Annotated in this window: 25 protein-coding genes; 14 read left to right on the forward strand and 11 right to left on the reverse strand. The window is 67.5% G+C overall.

What is annotated here, in order from left to right; all coding sequences use genetic code 11:
- Both VVS03_RS01090 and msrB read left to right on the forward strand, forming a co-directional pair.
- Positions 1–1,263 (forward strand): glycosyltransferase family 87 protein, encoded by a 1,263-nt coding sequence (locus tag VVS03_RS01090; RefSeq protein WP_368521210.1) that lies wholly within the window; start codon positions 1–3, stop codon positions 1,261–1,263.
- A complete protein-coding gene (msrB, locus tag VVS03_RS01095; RefSeq protein WP_070768300.1) occupies positions 1,244–1,663 on the forward strand; it encodes a peptide-methionine (R)-S-oxide reductase MsrB in 420 nt (139 codons plus the stop codon). Before VVS03_RS01090 ends, msrB begins: the two co-directional genes overlap by 20 nt.
- Before the next feature lie 7 nt (positions 1,664–1,670).
- On the opposite strand, the gene hemQ is transcribed toward msrB, so the two are convergent.
- Complete coding sequence (hemQ, locus tag VVS03_RS01100; RefSeq protein WP_368534560.1) at positions 1,671–2,372, reverse strand: hydrogen peroxide-dependent heme synthase; 702 nt, start codon at positions 2,370–2,372, stop codon at positions 1,671–1,673.
- A 141-nt stretch (positions 2,373–2,513) separates the two neighbouring features.
- On the opposite strand from hemQ, the gene VVS03_RS01105 reads away from it, so the two are divergent.
- Positions 2,514–3,158 carry a DUF3000 domain-containing protein gene (locus VVS03_RS01105; protein WP_368521211.1) on the forward strand — a complete coding sequence of 215 codons (645 nt, stop codon included), beginning with the start codon at positions 2,514–2,516 and terminating at the stop codon, positions 3,156–3,158.
- Between the two features lie 27 nt (positions 3,159–3,185).
- Positions 3,186–4,391 carry an HRDC domain-containing protein gene (locus VVS03_RS01110; protein ID WP_368534561.1) on the forward strand — a complete coding sequence of 402 codons (1,206 nt, stop codon included), beginning with the start codon at positions 3,186–3,188 and terminating at the stop codon, positions 4,389–4,391.
- Here VVS03_RS01110 and dxs read toward each other — a convergent pair.
- The 5 genes from dxs to dut all read right to left on the reverse strand — a co-directional run bounded on the left by dxs (position 4,388) and on the right by dut (position 9,801).
- Positions 4,388–6,280, reverse strand: a complete 1,893-nt coding sequence (dxs, locus tag VVS03_RS01115) for a 1-deoxy-D-xylulose-5-phosphate synthase (protein WP_368534562.1) — start codon at positions 6,278–6,280, stop codon at positions 4,388–4,390. The two genes, VVS03_RS01110 and dxs, sit on opposite strands and share 4 nt — an antisense overlap.
- A 57-nt stretch (positions 6,281–6,337) precedes the next feature.
- Positions 6,338–7,579, reverse strand: a complete 1,242-nt coding sequence (locus VVS03_RS01120; RefSeq protein WP_368521214.1) for a class I SAM-dependent RNA methyltransferase — start codon at positions 7,577–7,579, stop codon at positions 6,338–6,340.
- Positions 7,579–8,190: a DUF3159 domain-containing protein gene (locus VVS03_RS01125; RefSeq protein ID WP_368534593.1), complete on the reverse strand. Its 612-nt coding sequence runs from the start codon at positions 8,188–8,190 to the stop codon at positions 7,579–7,581. Before VVS03_RS01125 ends, VVS03_RS01120 begins: the two co-directional genes overlap by 1 nt.
- 67 nt (positions 8,191–8,257) lie before the next feature.
- Positions 8,258–9,283, reverse strand: a complete 1,026-nt coding sequence (locus VVS03_RS01130; RefSeq protein WP_368533931.1) for a DUF3710 domain-containing protein — start codon at positions 9,281–9,283, stop codon at positions 8,258–8,260.
- 62 nt (positions 9,284–9,345) lie between these two features.
- Positions 9,346–9,801 carry a dUTP diphosphatase gene (dut, locus tag VVS03_RS01135; RefSeq protein WP_368533930.1) on the reverse strand — a complete coding sequence of 152 codons (456 nt, stop codon included), beginning with the start codon at positions 9,799–9,801 and terminating at the stop codon, positions 9,346–9,348.
- 71 nt (positions 9,802–9,872) lie between these two features.
- Here dut and VVS03_RS01140 point away from each other — a divergent pair, with 71 nt between their 5' ends.
- Positions 9,873–10,415, forward strand: coding sequence for a DUF3093 domain-containing protein (locus VVS03_RS01140; RefSeq protein ID WP_368533929.1), 543 nt, complete (start codon positions 9,873–9,875; stop codon positions 10,413–10,415).
- Between the two features lie 16 nt (positions 10,416–10,431).
- Here the strand turns inward: VVS03_RS01140 and VVS03_RS01145 are convergent, their stop codons facing one another.
- On the reverse strand, positions 10,432–10,722 hold the full coding sequence (locus VVS03_RS01145; protein WP_296206586.1) for a DUF4193 domain-containing protein: 291 nt from the start codon (positions 10,720–10,722) through the stop codon (positions 10,432–10,434).
- A gap of 179 nt (positions 10,723–10,901) precedes the next feature.
- Here VVS03_RS01145 and ppgK point away from each other — a divergent pair, with 179 nt between their 5' ends.
- From ppgK to VVS03_RS01160, 3 genes are all read left to right on the forward strand, one after another.
- Positions 10,902–11,684, forward strand: coding sequence for a polyphosphate--glucose phosphotransferase (ppgK, locus tag VVS03_RS01150; RefSeq protein WP_368533928.1), 783 nt, complete (start codon positions 10,902–10,904; stop codon positions 11,682–11,684).
- A gap of 153 nt (positions 11,685–11,837) precedes the next feature.
- On the forward strand, positions 11,838–13,286 hold the full coding sequence (locus VVS03_RS01155) for an RNA polymerase sigma factor (RefSeq protein WP_368533927.1): 1,449 nt from the start codon (positions 11,838–11,840) through the stop codon (positions 13,284–13,286).
- A gap of 112 nt (positions 13,287–13,398) precedes the next feature.
- A complete protein-coding gene (locus VVS03_RS01160) occupies positions 13,399–16,521 on the forward strand; it encodes a hypothetical protein (RefSeq protein ID WP_368534563.1) in 3,123 nt (1,040 codons plus the stop codon).
- A gap of 111 nt (positions 16,522–16,632) precedes the next feature.
- On the opposite strand, the gene VVS03_RS01165 is transcribed toward VVS03_RS01160, so the two are convergent.
- The 4 genes from VVS03_RS01165 to VVS03_RS01180 form a co-directional block, all read right to left on the reverse strand.
- Complete coding sequence (locus VVS03_RS01165; protein ID WP_368533925.1) at positions 16,633–17,637, reverse strand: HNH endonuclease signature motif containing protein; 1,005 nt, start codon at positions 17,635–17,637, stop codon at positions 16,633–16,635.
- Between the two features lie 249 nt (positions 17,638–17,886).
- A complete protein-coding gene (locus VVS03_RS01170; protein WP_368533924.1) occupies positions 17,887–18,552 on the reverse strand; it encodes a DUF4190 domain-containing protein in 666 nt (221 codons plus the stop codon).
- 81 nt (positions 18,553–18,633) lie between these two features.
- Positions 18,634–20,397 carry a DEAD/DEAH box helicase gene (locus VVS03_RS01175; RefSeq protein WP_368534058.1) on the reverse strand — a complete coding sequence of 588 codons (1,764 nt, stop codon included), beginning with the start codon at positions 20,395–20,397 and terminating at the stop codon, positions 18,634–18,636.
- Complete coding sequence (locus VVS03_RS01180) at positions 20,397–20,639, reverse strand: DUF3039 domain-containing protein (RefSeq protein ID WP_070768436.1); 243 nt, start codon at positions 20,637–20,639, stop codon at positions 20,397–20,399. The genes VVS03_RS01175 and VVS03_RS01180 overlap by 1 nt, the downstream gene beginning before the upstream one ends.
- A gap of 61 nt (positions 20,640–20,700) precedes the next feature.
- On the opposite strand from VVS03_RS01180, the gene VVS03_RS01185 reads away from it, so the two are divergent.
- The 6 genes from VVS03_RS01185 (at position 20,701) to galE (ending at position 26,229) form a co-directional block, all read left to right on the forward strand.
- Positions 20,701–21,141, forward strand: a complete 441-nt coding sequence (locus VVS03_RS01185) for a DUF3099 domain-containing protein (protein ID WP_368533923.1) — start codon at positions 20,701–20,703, stop codon at positions 21,139–21,141.
- Positions 21,142–21,161: 20 nt separating this feature from the next.
- The gene (locus tag VVS03_RS01190; protein WP_368519198.1) at positions 21,162–22,712 is read left to right on the forward strand and encodes a methyltransferase; all 1,551 of its coding nucleotides are present in this window, start codon (positions 21,162–21,164) and stop codon (positions 22,710–22,712) included.
- A 69-nt stretch (positions 22,713–22,781) separates the two neighbouring features.
- Entirely contained in the window at positions 22,782–23,234 is a 453-nt protein-coding gene (gene dtd, locus VVS03_RS01195; RefSeq protein ID WP_368534564.1) for a D-aminoacyl-tRNA deacylase, read from the forward strand.
- 89 nt (positions 23,235–23,323) lie between these two features.
- Entirely contained in the window at positions 23,324–24,325 is a 1,002-nt protein-coding gene (locus tag VVS03_RS01200) for a sigma-70 family RNA polymerase sigma factor (protein ID WP_368519196.1), read from the forward strand.
- A gap of 231 nt (positions 24,326–24,556) precedes the next feature.
- Positions 24,557–25,237 (forward strand): iron dependent repressor, metal binding and dimerization domain protein, encoded by a 681-nt coding sequence (locus VVS03_RS01205; protein ID WP_368519195.1) that lies wholly within the window; start codon positions 24,557–24,559, stop codon positions 25,235–25,237.
- Between the two features lie 5 nt (positions 25,238–25,242).
- Complete coding sequence (galE, locus tag VVS03_RS01210) at positions 25,243–26,229, forward strand: UDP-glucose 4-epimerase GalE (RefSeq protein WP_368533922.1); 987 nt, start codon at positions 25,243–25,245, stop codon at positions 26,227–26,229.
- The last annotated feature ends 6 nt before the right edge of the window (positions 26,230–26,235 follow it).

The raw sequence follows: 26,235 nt of genomic DNA on the forward strand, positions 1-26,235 counted from the left end.
GTGAGTACCAGTTTCCTGTCTTCCGCGTGGACTTCCCGCACCGCGCTCGCCCCCGGCCGCCCCATCCAGCTGCCCGCCGGCCTCAACCTGGCTGCCTGGCCGCTGGCCATCTTGTTGGTGCTCAACACCGTGCTGGTCCGCGCCTTCAACGGCGCGCCCACGGATGACTTCAGCACGGTCTACTACGCCGTGCGCCGGGCGCTCGACGGCCAGGCCGTCTACGAGCAGGCCTACCACCACGTCGCCCCGCTTTACCTCTACAACCCGGGCGCCACGCTGCTGCTCTACCCGCTGGGCCTGGTGGAGAATTTCAGCCTGGCCCGCGGGCTGTTCATCCTGGTCAACGCCGCGGCGATCGTCGCCGCGCTGGCGGTTCTGACCCGCCTGGTCGGCCACCGCCTGTCCAGCCCGCTGTGGCCGGCAAGCATCGCGCTGGCCTTTGCCACCGAGTCCGTTATCAACACGCTGACCTTTGCCAATATCAACGGCCTCCTGCTGCTAGCGCTCAGCGGCTTCCTGGCGCTGGGCCTGCGCGAGCGGGCCGGCCGGGGTGCGGGTTCCGGCCTGTGGGCGGGCATCGTGCTGGGCCTGGCCATTACCGTCAAGCCGCAGTTCGCCCCGCTGCTGGTCCTGCCACTGGTCAAGGCCCGCTGGTCCACCGTGGCCGCCGGGCTGGCGGTGCCGGTGGGGCTCAACGCCTTGGCCTGGCCCGTCATCCCGGACGCCGGGGACTACCTGCGCCGGCTGGTGCCTTACCTGGGCACCACGCGCGACTACGCCAACTCCTCCTGGGACGGCCTGCGCGCCTATTTCGACCTGCCCGGCTGGGCCTACTACCCCGTATGGGTGCTGGCAGCGGCCCTGGTCGCCGTCGCCGTCGTGCTGCTTTTGCGCTGGCGGAATACGGACCCGGTCCTGTGGGCCCTGACGACCACCGGCGTGCTGCTGGTCGGCATCTTCTTCCTGTCCTCGCTGGGCCAGCAGTACTACTCGATGTGGCTGTTCCCGCTGATGTTTACCGCGGTGCTGCCGCGCAGCGTTTTTCATTCATGGCTCGCCTGGGCCGCCGCGGCCTGCTTCCTATTGCCGGTCACCTGGACGTCCACCCACTGGCCGGACGCGGGGCGCTGGGCGAACTTCTTCCTGGGCACCGCCGGGTGGTTCCTGCTCATCGTGGCCTGCGCGGCCAGCGTGACCGGCTGGTACCTGGGCCAGCGCCGCAGCGCCGGTTACACTGGGCGGCATGACCAACCAGCCCACTGATTTCAAGCTCATCGCCGACGCCGACTGGAAAAAGCGCCTAAGCGACGAGGAATACTACGTCCTGCGCCAGGGCGGCACCGAGCCGCCGCACGTCGGCAAGTACACCGACACCACCACCGAGGGCGTGTACTCCTGCCGCGCCTGCGGCGCCGAACTGTTCCGCTCCACCGAGAAATTCGCCTCCCACTGCGGGTGGCCGTCCTTCTACTCCCCCAAGGACGTCGACACGGTCATCGAGCGCGAGGACCGCTCGCTCGGCATGGTGCGCACCGAGGTGCTGTGTGCCAACTGCCACTCGCACCTGGGCCACGTCTTCGCCGGTGAGGGCTACGACACCCCCACCGACCTGCGTTACTGCATTAACTCTATCTGTCTGGACCTCGACGAGCGCGAGGTTTAGCCGCGGCTTAAGGCAGAACCTTGATGAGTTCTGCCACGTCCGCGACGCGGCGCCCGGTGTGGAACGGGATTTCCTCGCGCACGTGGTTGCGGGCCTCGGTGTAGCGCATGACGTACATCAGGTCGACGATCCGGTCGAGGCTCGGGGCCTCGAAGGCCAGGATCCACTCGTAGTCGCCCAGTGCGAAGGCCGGGACCGTGTTGGCGCGCACGTCGGCGTAGTCGTGCGCCGCCATGCCGTGCTCGACCAGGATCTTGCGGCGCTTTTCCTCGTCCATGATGTACCAGTCGTAGGAGCGCACGAACGGGTAGACGGCGATCCAGTCGCCCGGCTCCTCGCCCATGATGAACGACGGCAGGTGCGACTTGTTGAACTCCGCCGGGCGGTGCAGGGCGTTGCCCACCCAGGTCACGTCGGAGACCTGGCCGAGGACCGTGGTGCGGCGGAAGTCCGCGAAGGCGCGCTGCAGGTCCTCGAATTCCTCGGCGTGCCACCAAATCATGAAATCGGCGCTATCGCGCATGCCGGACAGGTCGTAGATGCCGCGGACGGTGACCTTGCCTTCCTCCGCCAGGCGGGCGAAGAAGTCCTGGGCCTGGGCGATGATGTCGTCGCGCTCGCTGCCCAAGGCCCCCGGGATGGCGCGGAACACCGCGTGCTGGGAGTACTGCTGGACCTCGTTGAGCTTCTTAAAATCGAGCTTCGCCATGGACAATCCCCTTTCAAAGGACGTTCGAGTCTGACTAGGACATGACCCCTCCAGTATCCACCATTAGTTGGATACTTGGCCAACTGGGGGCACGGCGCGCCTCCCACCAGTGGCGCCGGGGAAAATATAGCTTGATTCATTGTGAGCATTTCCGAGACTTCCCAGCCGCACAGCGCCTCCCCTGCCGCTAACGATGCCCCCGCCGACGGCGAGACCACCACGCCGGCCACCTTCAACCGTGCCGTGGAGTCCATGCATCAGGCTCGCTTGCGCCCCGAGATTTCCCTAGGATCCATCCGCCCGCCGCAGCGCCTGGCCCCGTATAGCCACGCCATCGGGCTCGAGGTCGACCGCGGCGCGGACGATGCCGACTCCATCCCCACCGACAGCAGCGGCGACGCCTTCGGCCGCCTCATCCTCCTCCACGATCCCGGCGCCGAGGAGGCCTGGGACGGCCCCATGCGCTTGGTCGCCTATATCCAGGCCGACATGGACCCGGACGTCGCCGGCGATCCCCTCCTGCCGGACGTGGCCTGGGAGTGGCTGACCGAGGGCATGGCCCACAGCGATGCCCGCCACACTAATTTGGGTGGCACCGTCACCTCGACCGCCTCGGTGCGCTACGGCGAAATCGGCGGCCCGCCGCGCGCCTACCAGCTCGAGATGCGCGCCTCCTGGACCGCAGAAGACCTGGAACTGGGCCCGCACGTGGAGGCCTTTGCCGCCGTGCTGGCGAACGTGGCCGGCCTTCCGCCGGAGGGTGTTACCCAGTTAGGGCGCGGATAAGCCAGCGCGCGGGTAGCCTGGCATATCATGAGCGAGCTTAGACGAGTACCGGCGCAGGGCATCCCGCCGGTCGCCAGCACCCCGCAGGAGATCGCCGCAGCCGCCACCCGGCTGCTAGGCGGTACCGGGCCGCTGGCCGTCGACACGGAGCGCGCCGGCGCCTACCGCTACAACGACCGCGCCTTCCTCCTCCAGCTGCACCGCGCCGGGGCCGGCACCGTGCTCATCGACCCCGAGGGCAACGCCGAGGCCGTTAGGGACCACGTCGGCGGCGCCATCAACGGCCAGCCCTGGGTGCTGCACGCCGCCAAGACGGATCTTCCCTGCCTGGCCTGGCTGGGGCTTAAGCCCGGCTCGCTGTTTGATACCGAGGTCGCCGCCCGCATGGCCGGTTTCGAGCACCCCAACTTGGGCCACATGGTCGACGAGATTCTGGGCATCGAGCTGGAAAAAGCCCACGGCTACGTGGACTGGTCCACCCGGCCGCTGCCGCAGGACTGGCTGGCCTATGCCGCCCTCGACGTCGAATTCCTCCTCCCCCTGGCCGAGACCCTCAAGGACGTGCTGGCCGAGGAGGAGAAGCTGGACTGGGCGCTGCAGGAATTCGACGCGCTTATCGCCGAGCACGCCGGGACCACCGCCCCGGAGCCGGGCTCTTGGCGCGAGCTCAAGGGCTTGAGCACCCTGCGGCGCGGCGAGCAGCTGGCCGTGGCCAAGGCGCTGTGGATTAAGCGCGACGCGTTAAGCGCGCACCGCGACATCGCCCCGCCGCGGGTTTTGGGAAACAAGGTGCTCATCGATGTCGCCCGCACGCTGCCGGACTCGCCGGCCGAGCTGGCGCGCGTCAAAGGCTTTCCCCGCAGGCGGAAGTCGGCCACGCAGCTGTGGTGGGACGTCGTCGAGCGCGCCCGCGACCTGCCGGCCAGCGACTGGCCGCGCCCCCAGCGCACCCGCCGCGAGGTCCCCGGGAAGGCCGCCTGGCCGGCCGAGCTCTGGGAGCTCTACCAGGCCGCCCGCCAGGACTTCACCGACCTGGGCCAGGATCTGGCCGTCGACGACTCGCTACTCATTAAGCCCGCCACCCTGCGGGCCGCGATTTGGGCCGCCCTCGGGCCCAAGGCGCACCTGACCGACACCGCCGACCTAGTCGACTTTCTGGTAGCCGCGGGCGTACGCCCGTGGCAGCTGGAGTGGGCCGTGCCGATTATCGCGCGGTGCATCACCAGCTTCTAGCGGAGCCACTCCCCAATGGATTCGGCGATGCCCTCCGGCGCCAGCCCGACGTCCTCCAGCAGCTGCCCGCGGGAGGCGTGCAGCGGGAAGTAGTTCGGGAAAGCAAGGCGGCGCAGCGGGGTGTCCACCTGGGCATCGCTGAGCTTTTCGGCTACCAGCGAGCCGATGCCGCCGCGCTTGATGCCGTCTTCCACCGTGACCACCAGGCGGTAGTCCGCCGCCAGGCGCACCACGGCCTCCGGCACGGGCGCGACCCAGCGCGGGTCGACGACCGTCACGCCGACGCCCTGCTCGGCCAGGAGCTTCGCCGCCGCGATGCTGCGCGCCGACATCGCCCCGACCGAGACGATGAGCACGTCGCGGCCGCTGCCGGCATCGTCAGCGCCGGCCACGTTGGTGTAGATGACGTCGGTGCCGTCCTCGAGCGTGTCGACGGCGTCCATGTCGTCGAGCAGGTTGCCTTTCGGGAAGCGCACCACGCTGGGCCCGTCAGAGATTTCCAGGGACTCGTTGAACAGCTCGCGCAGGCGCTTGCCGTCGCGCGGGGCGGCCAGGCGCATGCCCGGGACAATGCTGGTCAAGGCCATGTCCCAGACGCCGTTGTGGCTAGCACCGTCCGATCCGGTCACGCCCGCGCGATCCAGCACCACGGTCACCGGCAGCCCCAGCAGGGCGATATCCATGAGGAGCTGGTCGAAGCCGCGGTTCAGGAACGTCGAGTAGACCGCGACCACCGGGTGGAGGCCGCCTAGGGCCAGCCCGGAGGCCGAGGCCATCGCGTGCGCCTCGGCAATGCCGACGTCGTAGAAGCGGTCCGGGAAGCGCTCCGCGAAAGACATCAGGCCGGTCGGGCCGGCCATGGCCGCGGTGATGGCCACGATGTCGTCGCGGCGCTCGGCAGCCTTAATCAGCTCCTCGGAAAACGCCGCGGTCCAGCCCGGCTGGCTCTTGCCCTTCGGCACGCCGGTGACCGGGTCGATGGCGCCGGTCGAATGCATCTGGTCCTTGGGCTCGTTGACCGCCGGAGCGAACCCGTGGCCCTTCTCGGTGACCACGTGGACGATGATGGGCCCCTCGAAGTCACGCGCGTAGCGGAACGCGTGGTTGAGCGCCTCGAGGTCGTGGCCGTTGATGGGCCCAATGTACTTCATGCCCAGCTCGGGGAACATCTCCGTGGGCAAGACGGAGGACTTGACGCCCTCCTTGAAGGCATGGAGGGCATCGAAGGCGCGCTCGCCGACCCAGCCCATCGACTTGAGTGTCTTCTTGCCGTGGGCCATCAGCTCGTCGTAGCCGTGCTGGGAGCGGATACGCCCCAGGTTCTCCGACAGGCCGCCGATGGTCGGCGCGTAGCTGCGGCCGTTGTCGTTGACCACGATGACGGCGTTGCGGTCCTTGTCCGCCGAGATGTTGTTGAGCGCCTCCCAGCACATGCCGCCGGTCAGGGCGCCGTCGCCCACGATGGCGATGGCGTTGCGGTGCGGCTCGCCTGCCAGGCGGAAGGCCTTGGACAGCCCGTCGACCACGGAGATCGACGCCGAGGCGTGCGAGGACTCCGTCCAGTCGTGCTCGGACTCGGCCCGCCGCGTGTAGCCGGACAGCCCGCCCTTTTGCCGCAGGCTGTCGAAGTCGCCGGCGCGGCCGGTGAGCATCTTGTGTACATAAGACTGGTGCGAGGTGTCGAAGACGATCGCGTCCTGGGGCGAGTTGAACGTGTAGTGCAAAGCGATGCTCAGCTCCACCACGCCCAGGTTCGGCCCCAGGTGTCCGCCGGTGGCGGAGACCTTCTCAATGAGCAGCTGGCGGATCTCCGCAGCTAGTTGTTCCAGCTCATCGCCATCGAGCTTTTTGAGATCCTTCGGCGAGTCAATCGAATCAATGATTCTCATGGAGTGCTCAACTACTCCTTTGCTTAAATCGCAGCGGTACCCCGCTTGTTTTATTTTCTACCGTACATCGTGGCCCGGCCGCGGGGTCAAAAGCACCAGGGTCTCGAAGTGGTGCGTGCCGGGGAAAGCGTTAACGACGACCATCCGGTCAATGCCGTAGCCCGCCTCGACCCAGGCGGACAGGTCGCGGGACAGGGCGGCCGGATCGCAGCCGATGTGCACGACGCGATTCGGGGTGGCCTCGGCAATGCGGGCCACGACCTCGGCCCCGGCGCCGACGCGCGGCGGGTCCAGGACGACGGCATCGGCGGGCGGCAGCTGGCCGATGACCTTGTCGACGCGGGCGGATTTGACCCGCACCGCGTACTCGGCCAGGCCGGGCTGCTGATCCGGGCGGGCGGCCGGCGACAGGTCCACCGAGTAGGTCTCCGCGCCGCCGGTGGCCGCGCTCAACGTGGGCACGAAGAGCCCGACGCCGCCGTACAGGTCCCAGGCCGGCCCGTGGCCGGTGCCCAAAAGCTCCGCGACCAGGCCGGTGTAGGCCTCCGGCGCGCCGCGGTGGGCCTGCCAGAAGGCAGTCGCCGGGAACTCGAAGCGGTGCCCGTCGACCTCCTCGACTACGCCGGCGGTTCCCTCGACGACCTGCTCGATCTTTTCCACCCGCTTGCCGCGCGGGCCCTTGCAGGTCTCAATCACGTGGCGGGCCCCGGTGCTATCCAGCACCGCGATGACTTCTGCGCCCGGCGTGAACGTGCGCGCGCCCGGCCCCACGATGCCGTCTACCAGCCCGGGCGCCAGCTGCGTGCAGGCGACGTCGGTAACCAGGTCGTTGGAGGCGCGCTTGCGGGTGCCGGCCCGCCCGCGGGAGTCGACGCCCAAGCGCACGCGGGTGCGCCAGCCGCGGTGCGGCGGCAGCTCGCGCAGCTCCAGCTCCGGCAGCTCTCCGTCGGCGCCTAGGTGGCCGACGCGGGCCAGCTGGTCGCGCAGGACGTCGGCCTTGATGCCAAGTTCCTGGGCCGGGTCGACCTCCGCGAAGTCGCAGCAGCCCGCCCCCGCCGCGGCGGCCGGGCAGGCCGAGTCCACGCGGGCCGGGCCGGCGGTGGATACCTCGGTGACGGTGCCGCGCAGCAGGGACTTTTTGACCTTGTCGAGGCGCACGACGACCTCGTCGCCGGGGAAACCGCCCCGGGCGAAGACGATGCGCCCGTCGTCCGCGCGGCCGATGCCCTCCCCGCCGTGGGCCATGCGGTCGATGCGCAGGCGGATATCGTCGCCTGCCTGGTAGTTCGCAGTCTCCATTAGTCTCGTTGTCCGTTCGTCTCGAGGGGTGGTTGTTCTTCTTCGGCCTCAATGACCCGGTTGGCCCGGCGCACCAAGAAGATAGTCAGGAGGGTGACCAGGCCGGTCAGCGGCCACCCCATGAGGATGCGGGTAATGCCCAGCGCGGTGGTCTCGCCGGCGTTGTAGATGCCGTTTTGGACCACGAAGCGGGCCAGGAAGACCACGGCCCAGCCGGCGGTCGCGAGCGCATAGGCGCGCCGCGCGGCCGGGATCTGGCGCCAGGCCATGTCCTCGCCGTTGATGCCCTTCCAGATAACGCCCACCGCCGGCCAGCGCACCAGGATGGACACGACCGCGGCGATGCACAGCACCAACGAGGCCCAGATCCCGTACAGGAAGTAGCCCTTCGCGTCGCCGGTGGCATAAGCGATGCCCGCGCAGATCGCCACGCCCAGCAGGCCGGAGATGGCCGGCTGGAGCGACTCCTTGCGCGCCACGCGCCAGATGGCCACCGCCACGGCCACGCCGATGGCGGCCAGCAGCGCGGGAACTAGACCCCACATGCTGTTGACGGGGATGAGCACGACCACCGGCAGCGTCGCCGCCACCAGCCCGGTCACTCCGCCCATCTGCTCGAGCAGGGTCTGGTCCTCGAGGGGTTTGTTTTCAGCCACGTGAGTCTTTCTGGGGTTCTAGCTAGCGGTCGGAGTTGTCGTCGCCGGCGTCCTGCGAGTAAGCGTTGTCGGCGCCGTCAGTGTTGCCGTCGGCGTTGGCCGCGCCGGCGGAGTTGCCGGTGCCGTTACTCAGCAGGCGCCACATCTGCTCGCGCAGTTGCTTCTCGCGCTCTTCGTCGGCGGCGGTGCGCTGGCCGTCCGAGCCGGCGTTGCCCGCGTTGGCGGCGTTGCCCGTGCTGCCTGCATTGGCGTTGGCGTTGCCTGCGTTGGCGTTGCCGGCCTGGCGCTGCTGCATAGCCTTCTGCAGCTGCTCGACCAGCGCCGGCGGCATGACCACGCGCAGGGCGTTGCCGGCGAGGATCGGCTCATCGCCGCGGTAGACGAAGGTGCGGGCGACCAGCTCGCGGCCGATCCGCGCCAGCTCCTCCGACTTGCCCTTCGGCGCGGCCAGGGTCACCCGCAGCATCCAGCGCGGGCCCTCCACGCCGATGATGCGGATCTCGCCGTTGTCGTTCGAACCAACAATCTCGGTGCCCCACGGCCCTTCCTCCAGGCGGGTCGGCAGGCCGTCATTCTCGATGCCCTGGATGAGCTCCTTGGCCGCGGACTCCCACTGCCCGCTCGAGCGCGGGGCGGCGAAGGCCACCGGGGTAATCCGCCCCGCGGTGGTGACGATGTGGAGCATCTTCGGGCCCTTCTCGCCCATTTCCACCTGGACCTGCGAGCCCTTCGGCAGCGCGATCTTCATCGAGCCCAAGTCGAGCGTGCCGGCGGAGAAATCGCTGAAGTCGAAGTCCTCGTAGTTCAGGCTGTCGCCGTCAAAGGGGCCGGTGTCCCCGCCGACGGCGTCGTGCTCGACGACGTTGATGTTAATTCCCGCAGCGCCCGGGAAACCGTTGGCTACCGCGGCATCGCCGGGCGTATCCGGCACGTCATCCAGGCGGTCGACGGGCGCGTTATCCGGCGCCTGGTCCGCCGCCGGTTCTGCCGCGGACGCCGCAGTGTCGTGGTTGTCTTTGTTCTTCTTGCCAAAAGGCCACAAAGCCATGGTTGAAAAGTCCTTTACTGATCGACGTCTATCCGTTCCACTGTAGCCGCTTGCCGCGGGGCCTACACGCCGGTCGAGCCGTAACCGCCGTCGCCGCGGACGGTTTCGTCCAGCTCCGTAACTTCCACGAACTCGGCCAGCTCCACCTTCTGGATCACCAGCTGCGCGATGCGCATCCCGCGCGTTATCTCAATCGGCGTGTCCGGATCGAGGTTAATCAGGCAGACCTTGATCTCGCCGCGGTAGTCGGCATCGATGGTGCCCGGGGTGTTGACAATGGAAAGGCCCAGCTTGGCGGCCAGGCCCGAGCGCGGGTGCACCAGGCCGACGGTGCCCACCGGCAGCGCCAGGGCGATGCCCGTGCCCACCAGCGCGCGCTCCCCCGGGGCGAGGGTCACGTCCTCGGCCGCATAGAGATCGGCGCCGGCGTCGCCGCGGTGGGCGCGGTGCGGCATCGGCAGCTCAGGGTCGAGGCGTTTGATCTGGACGGAGAGGTTTGAATCCGGAGTGCTAGTCACGCCCGCTAGCCTACCTTCCCGGCCCGGCAGCTTTGCCTTGTGCCCCGGGCGGTGCGATAGACTGGCTTACTGTGAAACCTGCGGACAATAGTGGCAACGACCTGAACCCCAGCGCGAATTCCGAGGTCATCTACCAGGAACGCCAGTGGGTGCCTTGGTATTTCTGGGTGCTGGCGGCCATCGTCATCGCCGTAACCACCGCAACGGTCGGGCTAAACCGGTCGGGCATTTGGCCGCTGACCGCCGCCATCGTGCTCATCGCGGTGGCCGTGTGGGTGCTGGTCTCCTGGTCCTCGACCGTCGTGACCGTGGAAAAGGACCCCGACGGCACCCGCTGGCTCAGCGTGAAAGACGCCCAGCTGCCCAGCGATGTCGTGGCCCGTTCGCTGGCCGTTCCCAAGCCGGCCCGCCGCAACGCGCTGGGCCCCCAGCTGGACCCCGCGGCGTTCCTCTCGACCCACGAGTGGGTGAATGAGCTCGCCATGTTCGTCCTCGACGACCCGGATGACCCGACCCCCTACTGGCTCATCGCCAGCAAGGACCCGGCCGCACTCATCGAGGCTTTCGTCCCCGAGCAAGCAGAGCAGGCCCTGCTCAGTTATCGCAGCGCCTAGTAGCGCCTTAAAGCGCCTAGGCGCAGTCCATGCAGACCTTGTCGCCGTCTTCCTCGTAGGACAGGCGCTTGTTGTCCTGGACCAGGAAGCAGACCGAGCAGGTGAACTCGTTGTCCTGGCGCGGCACGACCGTCACGTTGAGTTCCTCACCGCTCAGATCGACTGTCGGCGGCTCGAAGGGCTCGACGATTTCGCCGTCGTCGTCCATGGCGCTGTTTTCGCTCTCGGCGGCCTTCAGCCCCTCCAGGGAATCGGTCTCCAATTCGTCTTCCACGCGCCGCCGCGGTGCGTCGTAATCGGTTGCCATAACTGCACGCTCCAATCGGTTTTTCATGCAAACTTGTGCAGGGAAATCAACTATGTCGATCGCGCATACTAAAGCACAATCGCCCCGCTGTCACACTCGCAGGTAGAACCCACGAAAGTGGGTACCCCCTTAACGCCTTTACCCCTGCGCCCGCGGCGCCATGCGCTACACTTTCCGGCATGCACACGAGTGAGGATTCGACCGCCGGAAATGCCCCGCTAGCCTACGGGATCGACATCGGCGGCTCCGGGATCAAGGGAGCCATCGTGGACCTGGAATCCGGGCAGCTGCACTCCGCCCGGCAGAAGATCGCCACTCCCCAGCCTTCTACCCCCGCGGCTGTGGCCGAGACCGTGGCCGAAGTCGTGGACCACCACGGCTGGGAGGGGCCCGTCGGTATTACGGTGCCGGCCATCGTGCGCGACGGCATCGTCCAGTCCGCGGCCAACATCGACCCCAGCTGGATCGGCGTCGACGCCCAGGCCCTCTTCCGCGACCAGCTCGGCGGGCGCGAGGTCGTCGTGCTTAACGATGCCGACGCCGCCGGCCTCGCCGAAGCCGCCCACGGCGATCCCGTCGCCCGCCAGGGCGCGGCCATCTTCCTGACCATCGGCACCGGCATCGGCTCGGCCTTCCTCCTCGACGGCCGGCTCTTCCCCAACACCGAGCTAGGCCACCTGGAGGTCAAGGGCAAGGAGGCCGAGCACGTGGCGTCGTCAGCCGCCAAAGAGCGCGAGGACTTGAGCTTTAAAAAGTGGGCCAAACGCCTCAACCGGGTGCTGTATACCTACGAAAAGCTGTTTAACCCGCAGGTTTTTATCGTCGGCGGCGGGATCTCGCGCAAATTCGAAAAATGGGGCCCGCACCTGTCCATCGATACCCCGATCGTGCCAGCGCAACTGCGCAACGAAGCCGGCATTATCGGCGCGGCGATGGCCGTTAACGCACACGTGCAACCCTAAGATAAAACTAAGGTGAGGCAGCGGGAGCACGACCCCGCTGTCACAAGAGTCGACCAGAATGCTCTATACTGGGCGGTCGATCGTAACTAGATAAACCGACCGCCACTGCGCGGTATAGGTTTTGACTGTAACAATTAAGGCGAAAGGGCGTACGTGGCAGCCACTGATTCTTCCGACAAGGTACTCGGCGAGGACGCAGAGGCAAATACCCCTGCGGGAAAGCCTGCCGCCAAGACGGCAAAGAAGACGGCCAAAAAGACCGCCAAGAAGACCACTAAGAAGTCGGCGAAGAAGACCGCCAAGAAGACGGCGAAGAAAACGGCCAAGAAGTCGGCTAAAAAGACCGCCAAGAAGTCGACCCGGAAGGCTGCGCCGAAGAAGGCGGCCACCAAGAAGGCCAAGGACAACGAGCAGAACCTCGCCGCCACCGCGGCCGAGGAGCAGAAGCCGGAGACTGACGCCGAGGACGAGTTCGGCGCCAGCGTCACCGACGACGACTTCGAGCCGGACCACGCCGACTTGGAAGAGCACCTCGACGACGAGGAGGACGACCTGGCCGGCGACGTCGAAGAAGAGGACGAGGAAGAAGACGACGGCTCCTCGGTCTGGGACGAGGAAGAATCCGCCGCGCTGCGCCAGGCCCGCAAGGACGCCCAGCTGACCGCCTCCGCGGACTCCGTGCGCGCCTACCTCAAGCAGATCGGTAAGGTCGCGCTGCTGAACGCGGAGCAGGAGGTCTCGCTGGCCAAGCGCATCGAGGCCGGCCTCTACGCCCAGCACCGCATGGACGAGATGCAAAAGGCGCTCGCCGACGGCGACAAGGACGCCAAGCTCTCCCCGTCGCTCAAGCGCGACCTGCGCACCATCTCCCGCGACGGCCGCAAGGCCAAGAACCACCTGCTGGAGGCCAACCTCCGCCTGGTGGTCTCCCTGGCCAAGCGCTACACCGGCCGCGGCATGGCCTTCCTCGACCTCATCCAGGAAGGCAACCTGGGCCTTATCCGCGCCGTGGAGAAGTTCGACTACACCAAGGGCTACAAGTTCTCCACCTACGCCACCTGGTGGATCCGCCAGGCGATTACCCGCGCCATGGCCGACCAGGCCCGCACCATCCGTATCCCGGTGCACATGGTCGAGGTCATCAACAAGCTGGGCCGCATCCAGCGCGAGCTGCTGCAGGACCTGGGCCGCGAGCCCACCCCGCAGGAGCTGGCCAAGGAGATGGACATCACCGAGGAAAAGGTGCTGGAGATCCAGCAGTACGCCCGTGAGCCCATCTCGCTGGACCAGACCATCGGCGACGAGGGCGACAGCCAGCTGGGCGACTTCATCGAGGACTCCGAGGCCGTCATCGCCGTCGATGCCGTCTCCTTCACCCTCCTGCAGGACCAGCTCCAGGACGTGCTGACCACCCTGTCCGAGCGGGAGGCCGGCGTGGTGCGCCTGCGCTTCGGCCTGACCGACGGCATGCCGCGGACTTTAGACGAAATCGGCCAGGTCTACGGTGTTACCCGCGAGCGCATCCGCCAGATCGAGTCCAAGACCATGTCGAAGCTGCGCCACCCCTCGCGCTCCCAGGTCTTGCGGGATTACCTCGACTAAAATGCCCTCCCCGCCACCGAGCCCGAGCCTTGACCGACGTTTAAGGTTCGGGCTCAGTCGTGTCACTGCTACTGCCCACATTCTTGTTTCACCACTTCAGGAGTTTTAACCCGTGGCCTTCCCTGCAGATTTCCCCTCTTGCCTCCAGCATTTTTCCACCGCCGCTGACCGCCTGCGCGCCGCCGACGACGCCCTAGCCGGCCAAGACCCGACCGAGCTGAGCGCCGCCCAGCTCGATTGGCTCAGCACCGAGTTCGGCCGCGCCCTGGCAGCCGCGGAGGACCCCGCCGAGGTCGTGGCCGCGCACCCGCACGTCGTGGCGGCGGTTTTGGCCAACGCCCGCACCCAGCTGGCCGATGCCGCCTCCTTCTGGGACGTCGCCGCCGCCCAGCTGCAGGTCGACGGGGAGGCGCTGGAGGCGGTGCGGCAGGCGGCATCGGCGGCCGGGGCGGACACGGAGCCGCTGGATCTGCCGGTGGTACCTTTTGCGGAGTTCCGCCCGTGGCTGGAGCTCGACCCGGAGGCCGGGCGCCTGAGCCTGGTCCTGCCCGACCCGTCGAGCGCCTGGTCCGTCGACGCCGGCTTCGATACCTTCCGGATTAGCCCGCAGGCCCAGCCGCCCGAGCTGCGCGATGCCCCCTCCCGCGTCGCGCTCGTCCAGCCGACCGCGCGCATTACCGCCACGCACGCCGCCAGCGGCACCAAGCACCGCCTGGGCGTGGTGGCCGAGGACTTCCCCGTCCTGTTTTTCGGCCCGGACTGCCGCCCGCTGCCCGACCAGCACCGCATCACCACCGCGGAGGTCTTTGTCCTGGCGCCGACGCGCACGAAGTTCTCGGCCGAGGGGGCGGCCGTGGAGGTCGCCGACGAGCTGCGCTTTACCACCTGGCCCGAGTGGTCCCTGTTCGAGCTGCGCGACCTAGCCGCCGCGGAGATTGAGACGCTGACGGTTGCGCTGGATCACCCGGCCAGCTTCACCACCCGCCAGGTGCGCGTGTCCACCCCGGAGGATCCGCATTCGCGCCTGCCGGAGTGGCGCAGCGCTGACAACGCCATCCCGGACGTGCGCGGCACGGATGCCGGGCGCATCTACGGCTCCTCGCCGCGGCTGGTGCTGCCGGTCGATCCGGCCCCGGAGTGGTCCGTGGAGCTCTACTACGTCGACCCGTTGGGCGAGCGCGAGCTGGTCGAGCAGCTGCTGGAGCTGGCCGAGTTCCAGGGCCAGGAGCTGGCGCTTTTCGCCGACGCCTACGAGGACGCCTGGGTTGGCCGCTACGAGGTGGACGTGCTGCGCGACGAGACCCTGGTGGACCGCCGGACCTTCAACATGGCCGAGGGCTTTGACCTGCACGTGACCTACAACGGCGCGCAGTTTAGGCACCCCGACCAGGCCGCCGACGCCAACGCCTACACCAAGGCCTATTACTCCCAGCGCAAGGCGGCGGCGAAGTACATCGACGTGCCCTTCGACAAGACTCAGTCCGTGCCCCGCGATGCCGAAACCGCCATGTTCCAGATCTCCAACGCCGTGGACTACTGCCTCGACGTCGTGGTGGTGCCCAAGGCGCTGAAGTACTCGCTGGACCTGCGCGGCGAGCAGCCGGACTGGGACACCCACCCGGGCACCATCCCGCAGGGGTCGCTGGCCCGCAACGGCGAGCTGAAGGTGCGCTTCCCCGTGGCCATCGGCGGGTCGGCGGCCCTGCTGCTGACCCACGAGGTCTCCCGCAAGGTCAAGGTCATCCAGCTCAAGCGCCGTCGCCACGGCCGCGTGTTTACGGTGGGCAACTCCGCCATCCAGCACGCCTTCCCCGAAGCCCACGCCAACCTGGTGGCGACGCTGGCGTGGCACCCGGCATCGGCGGCGCAGACGTGGGCCGAGCTGTCCGATTCCTTCGGCTCGGAGCTCGAGTTCGAGAAGGCGTGGGAGGCGCACGCCACCCCGGACGTGCAGCTGGCTACCCTACTGCGGCTCAATGAGTCGGAGTTTGAGCTGTCGGGGCGGATCGTGGGTGATAGCCTGCGGCTGTCCGGCAACGCGATGGGCCGGCAGCTGACCGGTTTCCTGTGGCCGGTCACGCGCCCGGACATCGCGCCGTGGCGGGTGGAGTTTTCCGCCCAGCTGTCCACGCGCGTGCCGGAGGAGCTGCAGGAGGCGGGTCCGCTGGCCGTCGACGTGGTGGAGGCGCAACCGGGCTACCAGGCCAAGGCGCCGAACCGGCCGTCGATGCGCGCGTTCATCGTCGCCCAGGACGGCTACTTCGACGACGGCCACGGCGACGAGCTGGCCTACAAGCTGTCTGGCGCAAACCCGCGGGCGACCGTCGCCAAGCACGAGCAGCCGGCGCTGTGGCGCCACCTGTTCGCGCTGCGCAACCTGGGCCCGGCCGCTACCCGACCAATGGCCGGCGTGCTGCGCAAGACCATCGATGCCGACCCGCGCCACATGCTCGAAGCACTCGGTCGGTCCAACGTGCGCTCCGGCGACCAGCCGGCCCTGGCTATCGCGCACGGGCTGGCCAACTATGACTTCCACAGCAACGGCGAGCGCGTGGCGGAGTTCCGTGCGCTGCCGTGGATTCGCGTCGTGGAGCAGCTCAACGATCTCGTCGACGGGCACGCCGACTGGGACGATGCCACCGATTTCATCCGCACCGCCGGCGGCGAGGTGCTGCTGGAGCTGCTGCGCGGCGGCGAGGACACCGGCACCGCGGACACGCAGCAGGTGATGAAGGAGGTGCTGGCGGCGGCCAAGGCGAACAACACGCAGCAGGCGCTCGAGGCGCTCTACGATGTCGCCGCCGCCCGCCGCGTCGCCGATGCCTCCGCCCTGCGCCACGGCTGGGCCGAGATCCTGCGCCGGCGCAAGAAGTTCATCGACGTCACGGGCTTCGCGGAGTTCCGGGAGGAGATGATGAAGCAGGAGGCCAACGTGGTCGGCGACGAGATCCGCGCGCACCTGCACCTGCTGCGGCGCTTCGCGCACACCGCTGGCAAGCGCCAGAAGAACCAGTGGGCCTGGGTGCCCTACCTGTCGGCCATGGCCGCGCACATTACGCGCGCCGGCGCCGCTGAGCTCAAGGGCCGGGTCTCCTACTACGTGCCGATGAAGCCGGAACACTTGACCACCTGGGCGGAGCTCGCGCAGCTGGCCCCGACACTGAGCATCTACGATGTCGTCCGCGAGGAGGCCCGCCAGCTCGTCCGCGCCAACGGCCCGGTCGACGGCCTCTAGGCACGCCGAGTAGGCGCTACGGACGTGGTCCGTGGCGCCTTTTCGCGTATTTGGCCGGGTTTGTTCCTTGTGCCTCGGCTGGCTTTATGCCCGCCGCCCCCGTGTCAGCCGTTAGGTCCCGCCGCTCCAGGGCGGGTCCCACGTCACCTTGCCGTGTCTTCGGTTGACCCTGCCATGTCTGGGGGAGGCCGGGTCGTCGTCGTTCCAGGAATTATGAAACTCGCACAACAAGGTCAGGTTCTCTTGGTTGGTCTCACCACCATCGACCCAGGGGTGGATGTGGTGGACCTGGCACTCGTCGGCCGGCTTGCGGCACTTCGGCCAGGCGCAGGTGGTGGTCTCGGCCTTGGCCATGTCCTTCTGCTTCGGTGAGGCATGCCGCTTGTAGCGGTATTGGTTGACCGGCCCGCGCCTCGGGTCCACCAAGGTGGCCAGGCCCGCGTCCAGCAGGCATTGGCGGACGTACTCGGCACCCGTCATGGTGGTCCCGTTGGTCAGCTGCAGGGTGATCTCATCCCCATCACCGGCCAGGATCCTCACCCAGTCCGGCAGGGAAATCACCACGTGCGTGGCCTTGGGCTGCTTCTCCAGCCCGCCGCTGAACAGGGCCTCGACGTCCGGGATGGTTTTGATGCTGGCCCAGAGGTTTTCCACCAACTCCGGGTCACCGGTGATAGAGAAAGTGCTGGGCCCGTCTTTGCGGCGGGTCACGCGCACGCCTTCGGCTGGTGGGGCCGGGCGGTTGAGCTCCAGAACCTTCTTATTGGCCAGGTGGCGTAGTTGTTTGGTGGTGCCGGGTGTGTTGCACAGTTCGATGAGCATGGCCCACGCATCGGGCTTGTGGCGCACCCGGCGGAAAGCGTTGTCCAACGCAATAAGCGTGTCGAGGTGGTGTCCCTGGGCGGAGGCCGCTTTCCTCGCGGCGGCCTGCTTCCTCGTGTAGGTCGTGTGCCCGAAGAACGTCTGGCACGCGCGGTAGTGCGCGGCCGCGGCAACGTCCGACATGACAGCCTTCAAGGCAGGCAGGCTCAACTCGCGGCACAGGCCCAAGTAGGAGATCCCGTCCGCGAAGATTGAGTGTGCTGCTTTCAAAGTGTCCATGGCTGTCGTCGTCATGCCCCACACGCTAGAAGCACGCGTCAACCCCTACAAGGCCCGGAAACCCGATCTGTGGATAACTCGGAGCACAGTAACCATCCTGCACGGGCACCGAAACAACAGAAAACGGCCATTTTTGCGGTGCTACCTGCCCCAAGGGCGAAAAATAGAGCAACGTGCCCAAGTAGCCATAGGTTGGCAAAATTTGGGCACAGGTAGGCACAAAAATGGCCCCCGCACGCGGCGGGGGCCAGAAGGAGTGAGGGCTTAGTTGTTCGAGTTAACCAGTTCCTCGCTCTGACGCTCGACGCACTCGCGCTGCTCCTGCTGATCCTGGAGCTGCATGCACTCCTCGAAGTTCGTCTCGTTGAATACCCAGACGGTAAACGCCACCATGATGGCGGCGATAGCAATGGAAATCACCGACAGGATAAAGCCCACCACCGACATCCAGGTGCGGCGAGCCTCCTTCGGCTTCTTGGCGTTGCGGGCCATCGCGATGATGGAAACCACGACGCCCGCAACACCGACGATGGCGCCCAAGCCGCCGACGATGAGGCCCACCACGGCGACGATACCGAGGATTAAGGCCGTCAGCGCCAGCTTCGACTTCTCGAAGTTCGGGGCGTTTTCGAAGCCACCCTGGTACTGGGAGCCGCCGTAGCCGGCGGCCGGCGCGGCGTAGGCGTTGCCCTCCGGCGAGGCCCCATAGCCCTCCGGCGCGGCCCCATAGGCGCCGCCGTCGAAGCCAGCGTTCGCCTCGCCGGTGCCGCCGTAGCCATAGCCAGAGCCGGTGCCGGCGCCGGCACCGGGATCGGCGGCGTGCTGGCCCTGGGCATCGTTAGCACCCGGGCGGGAATCGCCGTAGGACGGCAGGCCCTGGTTCGGGTCGTTGTTCTGGTCGTTCCCGTAAGGGTTGTTGGGAGTGGTCATTTCTACCCTCTTTCCTAGTGCTATAATTAACTACCCCGCCCCACAATAGCGAATAAGTAACCGGTTTCGCAGCGCGAACTGCTACCACGCGCGCAAGTATTCGATGCGCTCGCGCAGCTGCTCGGCGTTGCACAACGCGGTCGGCGGCCCGCCACAGGCCTTGCGCGCCTCGTTGTGGATGGCCCCGTGCGGCCGCCCCTTGCGCCCGGCGGTGATGGACACGACCGTGTTGAGCTCCTTGCGCAGGCGCGCGATTTCGTCGACGGCGACCTCGTCGGCCCCGCCGCCCTGCAGCTGCTGCTTCTGCTTCGGCGCGCTCGGCATGCCGTAGATCTGCCGCCGATGCTCCTCCGCCGCAGCCTCTGCCCGGCGCGCCTTCTCCCGCGCCTCGCGGGCGTCCATCTCTTCTTCCTGCTTCTTGCGCAGCAAGTCCTTGACCTGCTGGGCGTCCAACAACCCGGGGATGCCGAGGAAATCGGCCTGTTCCGCATCGTCAGTAAAGGCGGCGGTGTTGAAGGAAGAACCGTCGTAGATGAGCGAGGAGAACTCCGCGTCGGCGCCGAGCGACTCGTAGGGCTTGTCCAGGTCCGGCTCCGACTCCTTGCGGTTGGCCTGCTCGAGCAGCTCGTCGTCCCAGCCCTCCTTGGGCCGGTCCGGCTTGCCCAGCACGTGGTCGCGGGATTTTTCCATGTTCTCGGCCAGCCCCAGCAGCACGGGCACCGACGGCAGGAAGACCGAGGCGGTCTCGCCCGGCATGCGCGAGCGCACGAAGCGGCCGATGGCCTGGGCGAAAAACAACGGAGTCGACGCCGAGGTCGCGTACACGCCCACGGCCAGCCGGGGCACGTCGACGCCCTCGGAGACCATGCGGACGGCGACCATCCACTCGTCGTTGCTCTCCGAGAATTCATCGATCCGCTCGGACGAGCCCGGGTCGTCGGACAGGATGACCGAGACCGGCGTGTTCGAAATGCCTTTGAGGATCTTCGCGTAGGCGCGGGCGGTCGTCGAGTCCGTGGCCAGCACGAGGCCGCCGGCATCCGGCATGCTGCGGCGCATCTGCATCAGGCGCGTGTGCGCAGCCTGCAGCACCGCGGGGATCCAGTCGCCCTTCGGGTCCAGGGCCGTGCGCCAGGCACGCGCGGTCTGCTCCGGGTTGAGGATGTCGCCCAGGCGGGCGGCGTATTCCTCGCCCGCGGAGTCGCGCCAGCGGGCCTCGCCGGAATACGCCAGAAAGACCACGGGGCGCACGACGCCATCGGCCAGCGCGTCGCCGTAGTTGTATGCGTGGTCGGATCGGGAGACCAGGTGGCCCTCCCCGTCCTGCTCGTAGCGCACGAAGGGGATCGGGGAATCGTCCGAGCGGAAGGGCGTACCGGTCAGCGCCAGGCGGTGGTTGACGTCGTCGTAGGCCTCGCGCACGCCGTCGCCCCAGCTCTTGGCGTCGCCGGCGTGGTGGATCTCGTCCAGGATGACCAGGGTGCGCCGCGCGGAGGCCACCGCCCGGTGCTTGAACGGGTGCATGCCGACCTGGGCGTAGGTGACCACGATCCCGTCGTAGGCAGGGTTGACCGCCGAGGAGTTGGTGAAGTGCGCGTCCAGGGACATGCCGACGCGGGCGGCGGCGGACGACCACTGGACCTTCAGGTGCTCGGTGGGCACCACCACGATGACGCGTTCGACGGTGCGGTCTTCGAGCAGCTCGGTGGCCACGCGGAGGGCGAAGGTGGTCTTACCGGCGCCCGGCGTCGCCACGGCCATGAAGTCCTGGGGCTTGGTGCGCAAGAACTTCTCCAGCGCCTCCTGCTGCCATTGGCGGAGTTTGCCTTTGTTCTTGCCCGGAATCACTTGCGCCGCAGACCCTTGAAAATCCGCTCACAGTCGGGGCAGACCGGCGAACCGGGCTTGGCTTGCTTGGTCACCGGGAAGGTCTCCCCGCACAGCGCGACAACCATCTTGCCGTTGACCGCGGAGTCGAGGATCTGGTCCTTCTTTACGTAGTGGAAGAATTTCGGGGTGTCGTCATTCGGGGTGGACGTATCCTCCCGGACGTCTGGCCTTTCGATTGTTTTCGTCGTCGTACTCACAGCACCCCATTTTGCCGCAAGAGTGTGGATTAATGCGAGTCCCCAGCTACCCTAGGGAGGCATGGAACCGTACACCGTTGACAATCCGGACGGCGATCCCCCTGTTAAGGGCTCCCGCCGCCTCTTCCGGCGCGCCTCGGTGTCCCTGATTACGGATGCCAAGGTCGGCCCCGGGCAGGATCGCCACCACCGCGAGGTGGTCTACGCGATCCTGCAGTTTATCCGTATCCCCGCGCTGTTTATTTCCATCTACCTGGTCTACGCGCATCAGGCGTGGATCGCGGCGGGGATTGTCTCCGGGCTCACGCTGCCGCTGCCGTGGGCGGCGGTGGTCATCGCCAACGGGCGCGGCCAGCCGAAGGACAAGCGCGAGCGCAACGTCTACAAGCCGGCGCTGGCCCGCCAGATGGCCGCCCAGCAGCGCAAGCAGGTTACCGGCCCCCAGCGCGCGCAGCTCGACCAGCCGGAAACCATCGACCACGACGACCCGAAGAACCCTTAGGACCAAGGAGCCTGCCTGTTATGCCCGCCACCGAACGCTTTTGCCTGCCCCTGCCGGACGATCTCTCCGCCCTGGCGGGTGAGCTCGCGGACGTGTTTACCTCCGCCGGCTTCGATGTGGCCGGTATTGCCGGCTTCTTGGGCCCGGAGGCCACCGAGGCCCTGCACCGCGGCGAGTACGCCCCGGTGGCGCTGCGTTGCCGGGACGACAGCCAGATGGCGTGGCTTACCCGCATCTTTTTGCTGCACGATGCCGTCCCCGCCACCGCCCTGGCCCAGGCCGTGGGCGCGCGGTTGGCCACGCAGCTGGTAGATACCGGCATCGTGCGCGCGGATGAGCACGGGACGGTCTACTGCGCGCTGGAGATTCGGCCGCAGATCATCGCCGGCCGGGAACGCGTGGTCTTCTCTGACGTCGATGCCTCCCTGGTCGACCACGTGCCCGGCTCCCAGCACGTGGTGGGCGTGGGCGCGGCCAGCCTGTCGCTGATGCAGTCCACTCCCCTCTCCCCGGTCGGCACGGTGCTGGATCTCGGCACGGGCTCGGGCGTGCAGGTGCTCGGCCAGCTGGGCTGCGCCGAGTCGGTCACGGCGACCGATGTCAGCGAGCGCGCCCTGACGCTGGCCCGCGCGACGGTGGCCGCGGCCGGTGCTAGCGACCGGGTGGAGCTTGTCGAAGGTTCCTGGTTCGAGCCGGTGGCCGGGCGCCGCTTCGACCGCGTGGTGGCCAACCCGCCGTTCGTGGTGGGCCTGCCGGAGGTAGGCCACGTCTACCGCGACTCCGGGATGGAGCTGGACGGGGCCTCCCAGAAGGTGGTCTCGGAGGTGGCGGACTACCTGAACCCGGGCGGCACCGCGCACCTGTTGGCGGCGTGGGTTCACCGCACGGACGAGAACTGGGCGCAGCGCGTGGCCAGCTGGCTGCCGTCGCACGGGGTGGCAGCGTGGGTCATCGAGCGCGACGTGGCGGACCCGGCGCTGTATGTGTCCACGTGGCTGCGCGACGAGTCCGTCGACGTGCGCACCCGCGCCGGCCGCAAGCGCAGCACGGCCTGGCTGGAGTACCTGGCCGCGCACGACGTGACCGGCATCGGCTTCGGCTTCGTGGCCCTGCAGCGCATTGCTGACGATGCCCCCACCGAGGTCCTGGCGGAGTCGCTGCCCCAGGCCTTTAGCGATCCGCTGGGCCCGGAGGTAGAGGAATACTTCGCCCGCGTGGCCTGGCTCCGCGACCTGGTGCCCGGGGAGATCGAGACCAAGTACTTCGGCCTGCGCCCCGGCGTCGCCTTGGAGGACGTCTCCGTCGCGGACGCCGAAAGCCACCAGGGCTTCGAGCCGGCGGTCAAGCGCCTGACCCGCACGGAGGGCCCGCGGTGGTCGCACGAGGTCGACGACGGGCTGGCCGCGGTGGTGGCCGGCCTCCGGCCAGACGGGCTCAACCTGGGCGAGACCATCGCCCTGTACGCCGCCGCCCACGGGCTGGACGAGGAGGAGCTGGTGCGCTCGGCGGTGCCGGCCATCGTGGACCTGATTCGGCACGGGCTGGTGCTGCCCGCCGAGTTCCTGGACTAAGCACCGGCGCAACAACCACCAGAAAGCCCGCAGTCGGGCAGGCAAAAAGCAGAAAGGCACGAAGAGTTTATGAAGGCAGTGTTGACGCGGGTATCTCAAGCGAGCGTGACCGTGGCGGGTGAGACGGTCGGGCGCATCGATTGCCCGGAGACCGGCGGCGTGCTGGCGCTAGTAGGCGTTTCGCGCGAGGACTGCGAGGACAAGGCCAGGACGGCGGCCGCGGTGGAGAAAATGGCGCGCAAGATCGCCGAGCTGCGGATGCTCGACCGGGAAAAATCCGTGACGGATACCGGCGCGCCCGTCCTGGTGGTCAGCCAGTTCACCCTGTACGGCGCGACGGCCCGCGGGCGGCGGCCCTCGTGGTCGGCGGCGGCACCGGCCGAGATGGCCGAGCCGGTCATCACGGAGTTGGTGCGCCAGCTGCGCTCCCGCGACATCACCGTGGCCGAGGGCCGCTTCGGCGCGATGATGGAAGTCAGCTCAGTCAACCAAGGACCCTTTACTTTGCTGGTGGAGACCTAGGTCGTCACCCCCAAAAGATGGTGCGGGAACTAATCCGCGCCGCGAGCCGTTGAGTAGTTTGTAACCGGCGATACTTTAGGAGGCCCTAGATGACCACTTCCCACGACCAGGATTCATCTAAGCAAGACGCCACGGAGCAGGAGGTTGATCGCGGTTCCCGCCGCGGGCATACCAACGACAACCCTTCGGCCGACCTCGTGCGGGTTTACCTCAACGGCATCGGCAAGACCGCTCTTTTGTCCGCCGAGGACGAAGTCGAGCTGGCACAGGAAATCGAAATCGGCCTGTACGCCGAATACAAACTGAATAACGCGGAAAAGCTCACCCGCGCCGAGAAGCGCGACCTTAAGATTCTCGTCAAGGAAGGCAAGAAGGCCCGCTCCCACCTGCTGGAGGCGAACCTGCGCCTGGTGGTCTCGCTGGCCAAGCGCTACACCGGCCGCGGCATGCCGCTGCTGGATCTCATCCAGGAAGGCAACCTGGGCCTTATCCGCGCGATGGAGAAGTTCGACTACGCCAAGGGCTTTAAGTTCTCCACCTACGCCACCTGGTGGATCCGCCAGGCCATTACCCGCGGCATGGCCGACCAGTCGCGCACCATCCGCCTGCCCGTCCACCTGGTCGAGCAGGTCAACAAGCTCTCCCGCATCAAGCGCGAGATGTACCAGTCCCTGGGCCGCGAGGCCACGAATGAGGAGCTGTCGGAGGAATCCGGCATCGATGAGGACAAGATCGAGATGCTCCTGCGCCAGTCTCGCGACCCGGTCTCGCTGGACATGCCGGTCGGCGCGGACGAGGAGGCCCCGCTGGGCGACTTCATCGAGGACGCCGAGGCTACCGATGCCGAAACGGCCGTCGTCGCCTCCCTGCGGCACTCCGATATCCGCTCGGTAATCGGCTCCCTGGAGCAGCGCGAGCAGGACGTCATCCGCCTGCGCTACGGCCTGGATGACGGCGTGCCGCGCACCCTGGACCAGATTGGCCGCCAGTTTGGCCTGTCCCGCGAGCGCGTGCGCCAGATCGAGCGCGAGGTCATGGCCAAGCTGCGCGACGGCCAGCGCGCCGACCGCCTGCGCGAGTACGCCCAGTAGGACTTTTATCCGCCGCCTTAGCCCGCCGCGACCTGATCATTCAGGCCGGCGGTTTCGTCTTTGTTTGGACGCTTCCTAGACCGTAAATAGCGTTTATAGCCTTTACTGCGACAACGACAGCCCGGCGATATGCGCTAGACTATGGTGTATTAGTTTTGCCGCGGCTTAGGTTTAGCAATCCTGTGCTGCGAGTGAGAATCCACTCCCGGAATCAGAAAGGTGCCAGCCCACGTGAGGGACCTAGTCGATACCACCGAAATGTATCTGCGAACCATCTACGAGCTCGAGGAAGAGGGTATTACCCCGCTGCGCGCCCGCATCGCGGAGCGGCTCGAGCAGTCCGGCCCGACGGTCTCGCAGACCGTGGCGCGCATGGAGCGCGATGGCCTATTGCATGTGCGCACCGACCGGAGCCTGGATCTGACCCCGAGCGGCCGCGAGCTGGCCACCGCCGTGATGCGCAAGCACCGCCTGGCCGAGCGGCTGCTGACCGACGTGCTGGGCCTGGACATCCACCAGGTCCACGACGAGGCCTGCCGCTGGGAGCACGTCATGAGCGAGGACGTGGAGCGCCGCGTCGTCGCCGTGCTGGATGATCCGGCGCGCTCCCCCTTCGGCAACCCGATCCCGGGCCTGGCCCAGCTGGGCACCAACGTGCCGGAGCAGTCGGAGGGCACGCGCGCGATCGACCTGCCGGAGGGCAAGGAGGTCACCGGTACCGTCAGCCAGATTAATGAGATCCTGCAGGTCGACCACCAGCACTTCCGGGAGCTGCACGATGCCGGGATCGTCGTCGGCGCCGAAGTCACCGCCCTCAACAACGGCGGCGCGATTACCCTGACCACTAAGTCCGGGCACGGGGTCGAGCTGCTCAACGACTTGGCCCACGCGGTGCGGATCGAGGAGTCTTAAAACCCATGAAGCTTCTGGTTACCGGCGGCGCCGGGTACGTCGGCAGCGTGTGCGCTGCGGTTCTTATCGAGCGCGGCCACGACGTGACGATCATCGATGATTTTTCCACGGGCAACCGCGAGGCCGTCCCGGCGCAGGCGCGCCTGGTCGAGGGCCGCGTCGACGAGCTGGCCCAGTCCGTGCTGTCCGAGGGCGGCTTCGACGGCGTGGTCCACTTCGCTGCCCGTTCCCTGGTCGGCGAGTCCGTCGAGGTGCCGAACGAATACTGGCACGACAACGTCGGCACCGCCCTGGCCCTGCTGGACGCCATGCGGGACAACGGCGTCAAGAACCTCGTCTTCTCCTCCACGGCGGCCACCTACGGCGAGCCGGAGCAGGTGCCGATTACCGAGGACGCGCCGACGGGTCCCACCAACCCTTACGGGGCGACCAAGCTGTCCATCGACTACATGATCACCTCCTACGCGAAGGCCTTTGACCTGGCGGCGACCTCGCTGCGCTATTTCAACGTGGCCGGCGCTTACGGCTCCATCGGGGAAAACCGCGCGGTGGAAACGCACCTCATCCCCATCATCTTGCAGGTGGCCCTGGGGCACCGCGACAAGATCTTCATCTTCGGCAACGACTGGGACACCAAGGACGGCACCGCGGTCCGCGACTATATCCATATCCGCGACCTAGCCGACGCGCACGTGTTGGCGCTGGAGAGCAACAAGCCGGGCTGCCACCGGATCTACAACCTGGGCTCCGGCGACGGCTACTCCGTCAAGGAGGTCATCGCCGCCTGCCGAAAGGTCACCGGCCACCCGATCCCGGCCGAGGATGCCCCGCGGCGCGCCGGCGACCCAGCGGTGCTCATCGCCTCCTCCGAGAAGATCAAGGAGGAGCTGGGCTGGAACCCGACGCGCACGGACCTAGACACCATCGTCTCGGACGCGTGGGAGTTCACCCGCCAGCTCGGCGACAAGGCGCACTCGGCCCGCCGCGCGTAACCCGCT

Source organism: Corynebacterium sp. LK2537 (genome assembly GCF_040946485.1).
In the GTDB taxonomy this organism is placed as follows: Bacteria; Actinomycetota; Actinomycetes; order Mycobacteriales; family Mycobacteriaceae; genus Corynebacterium.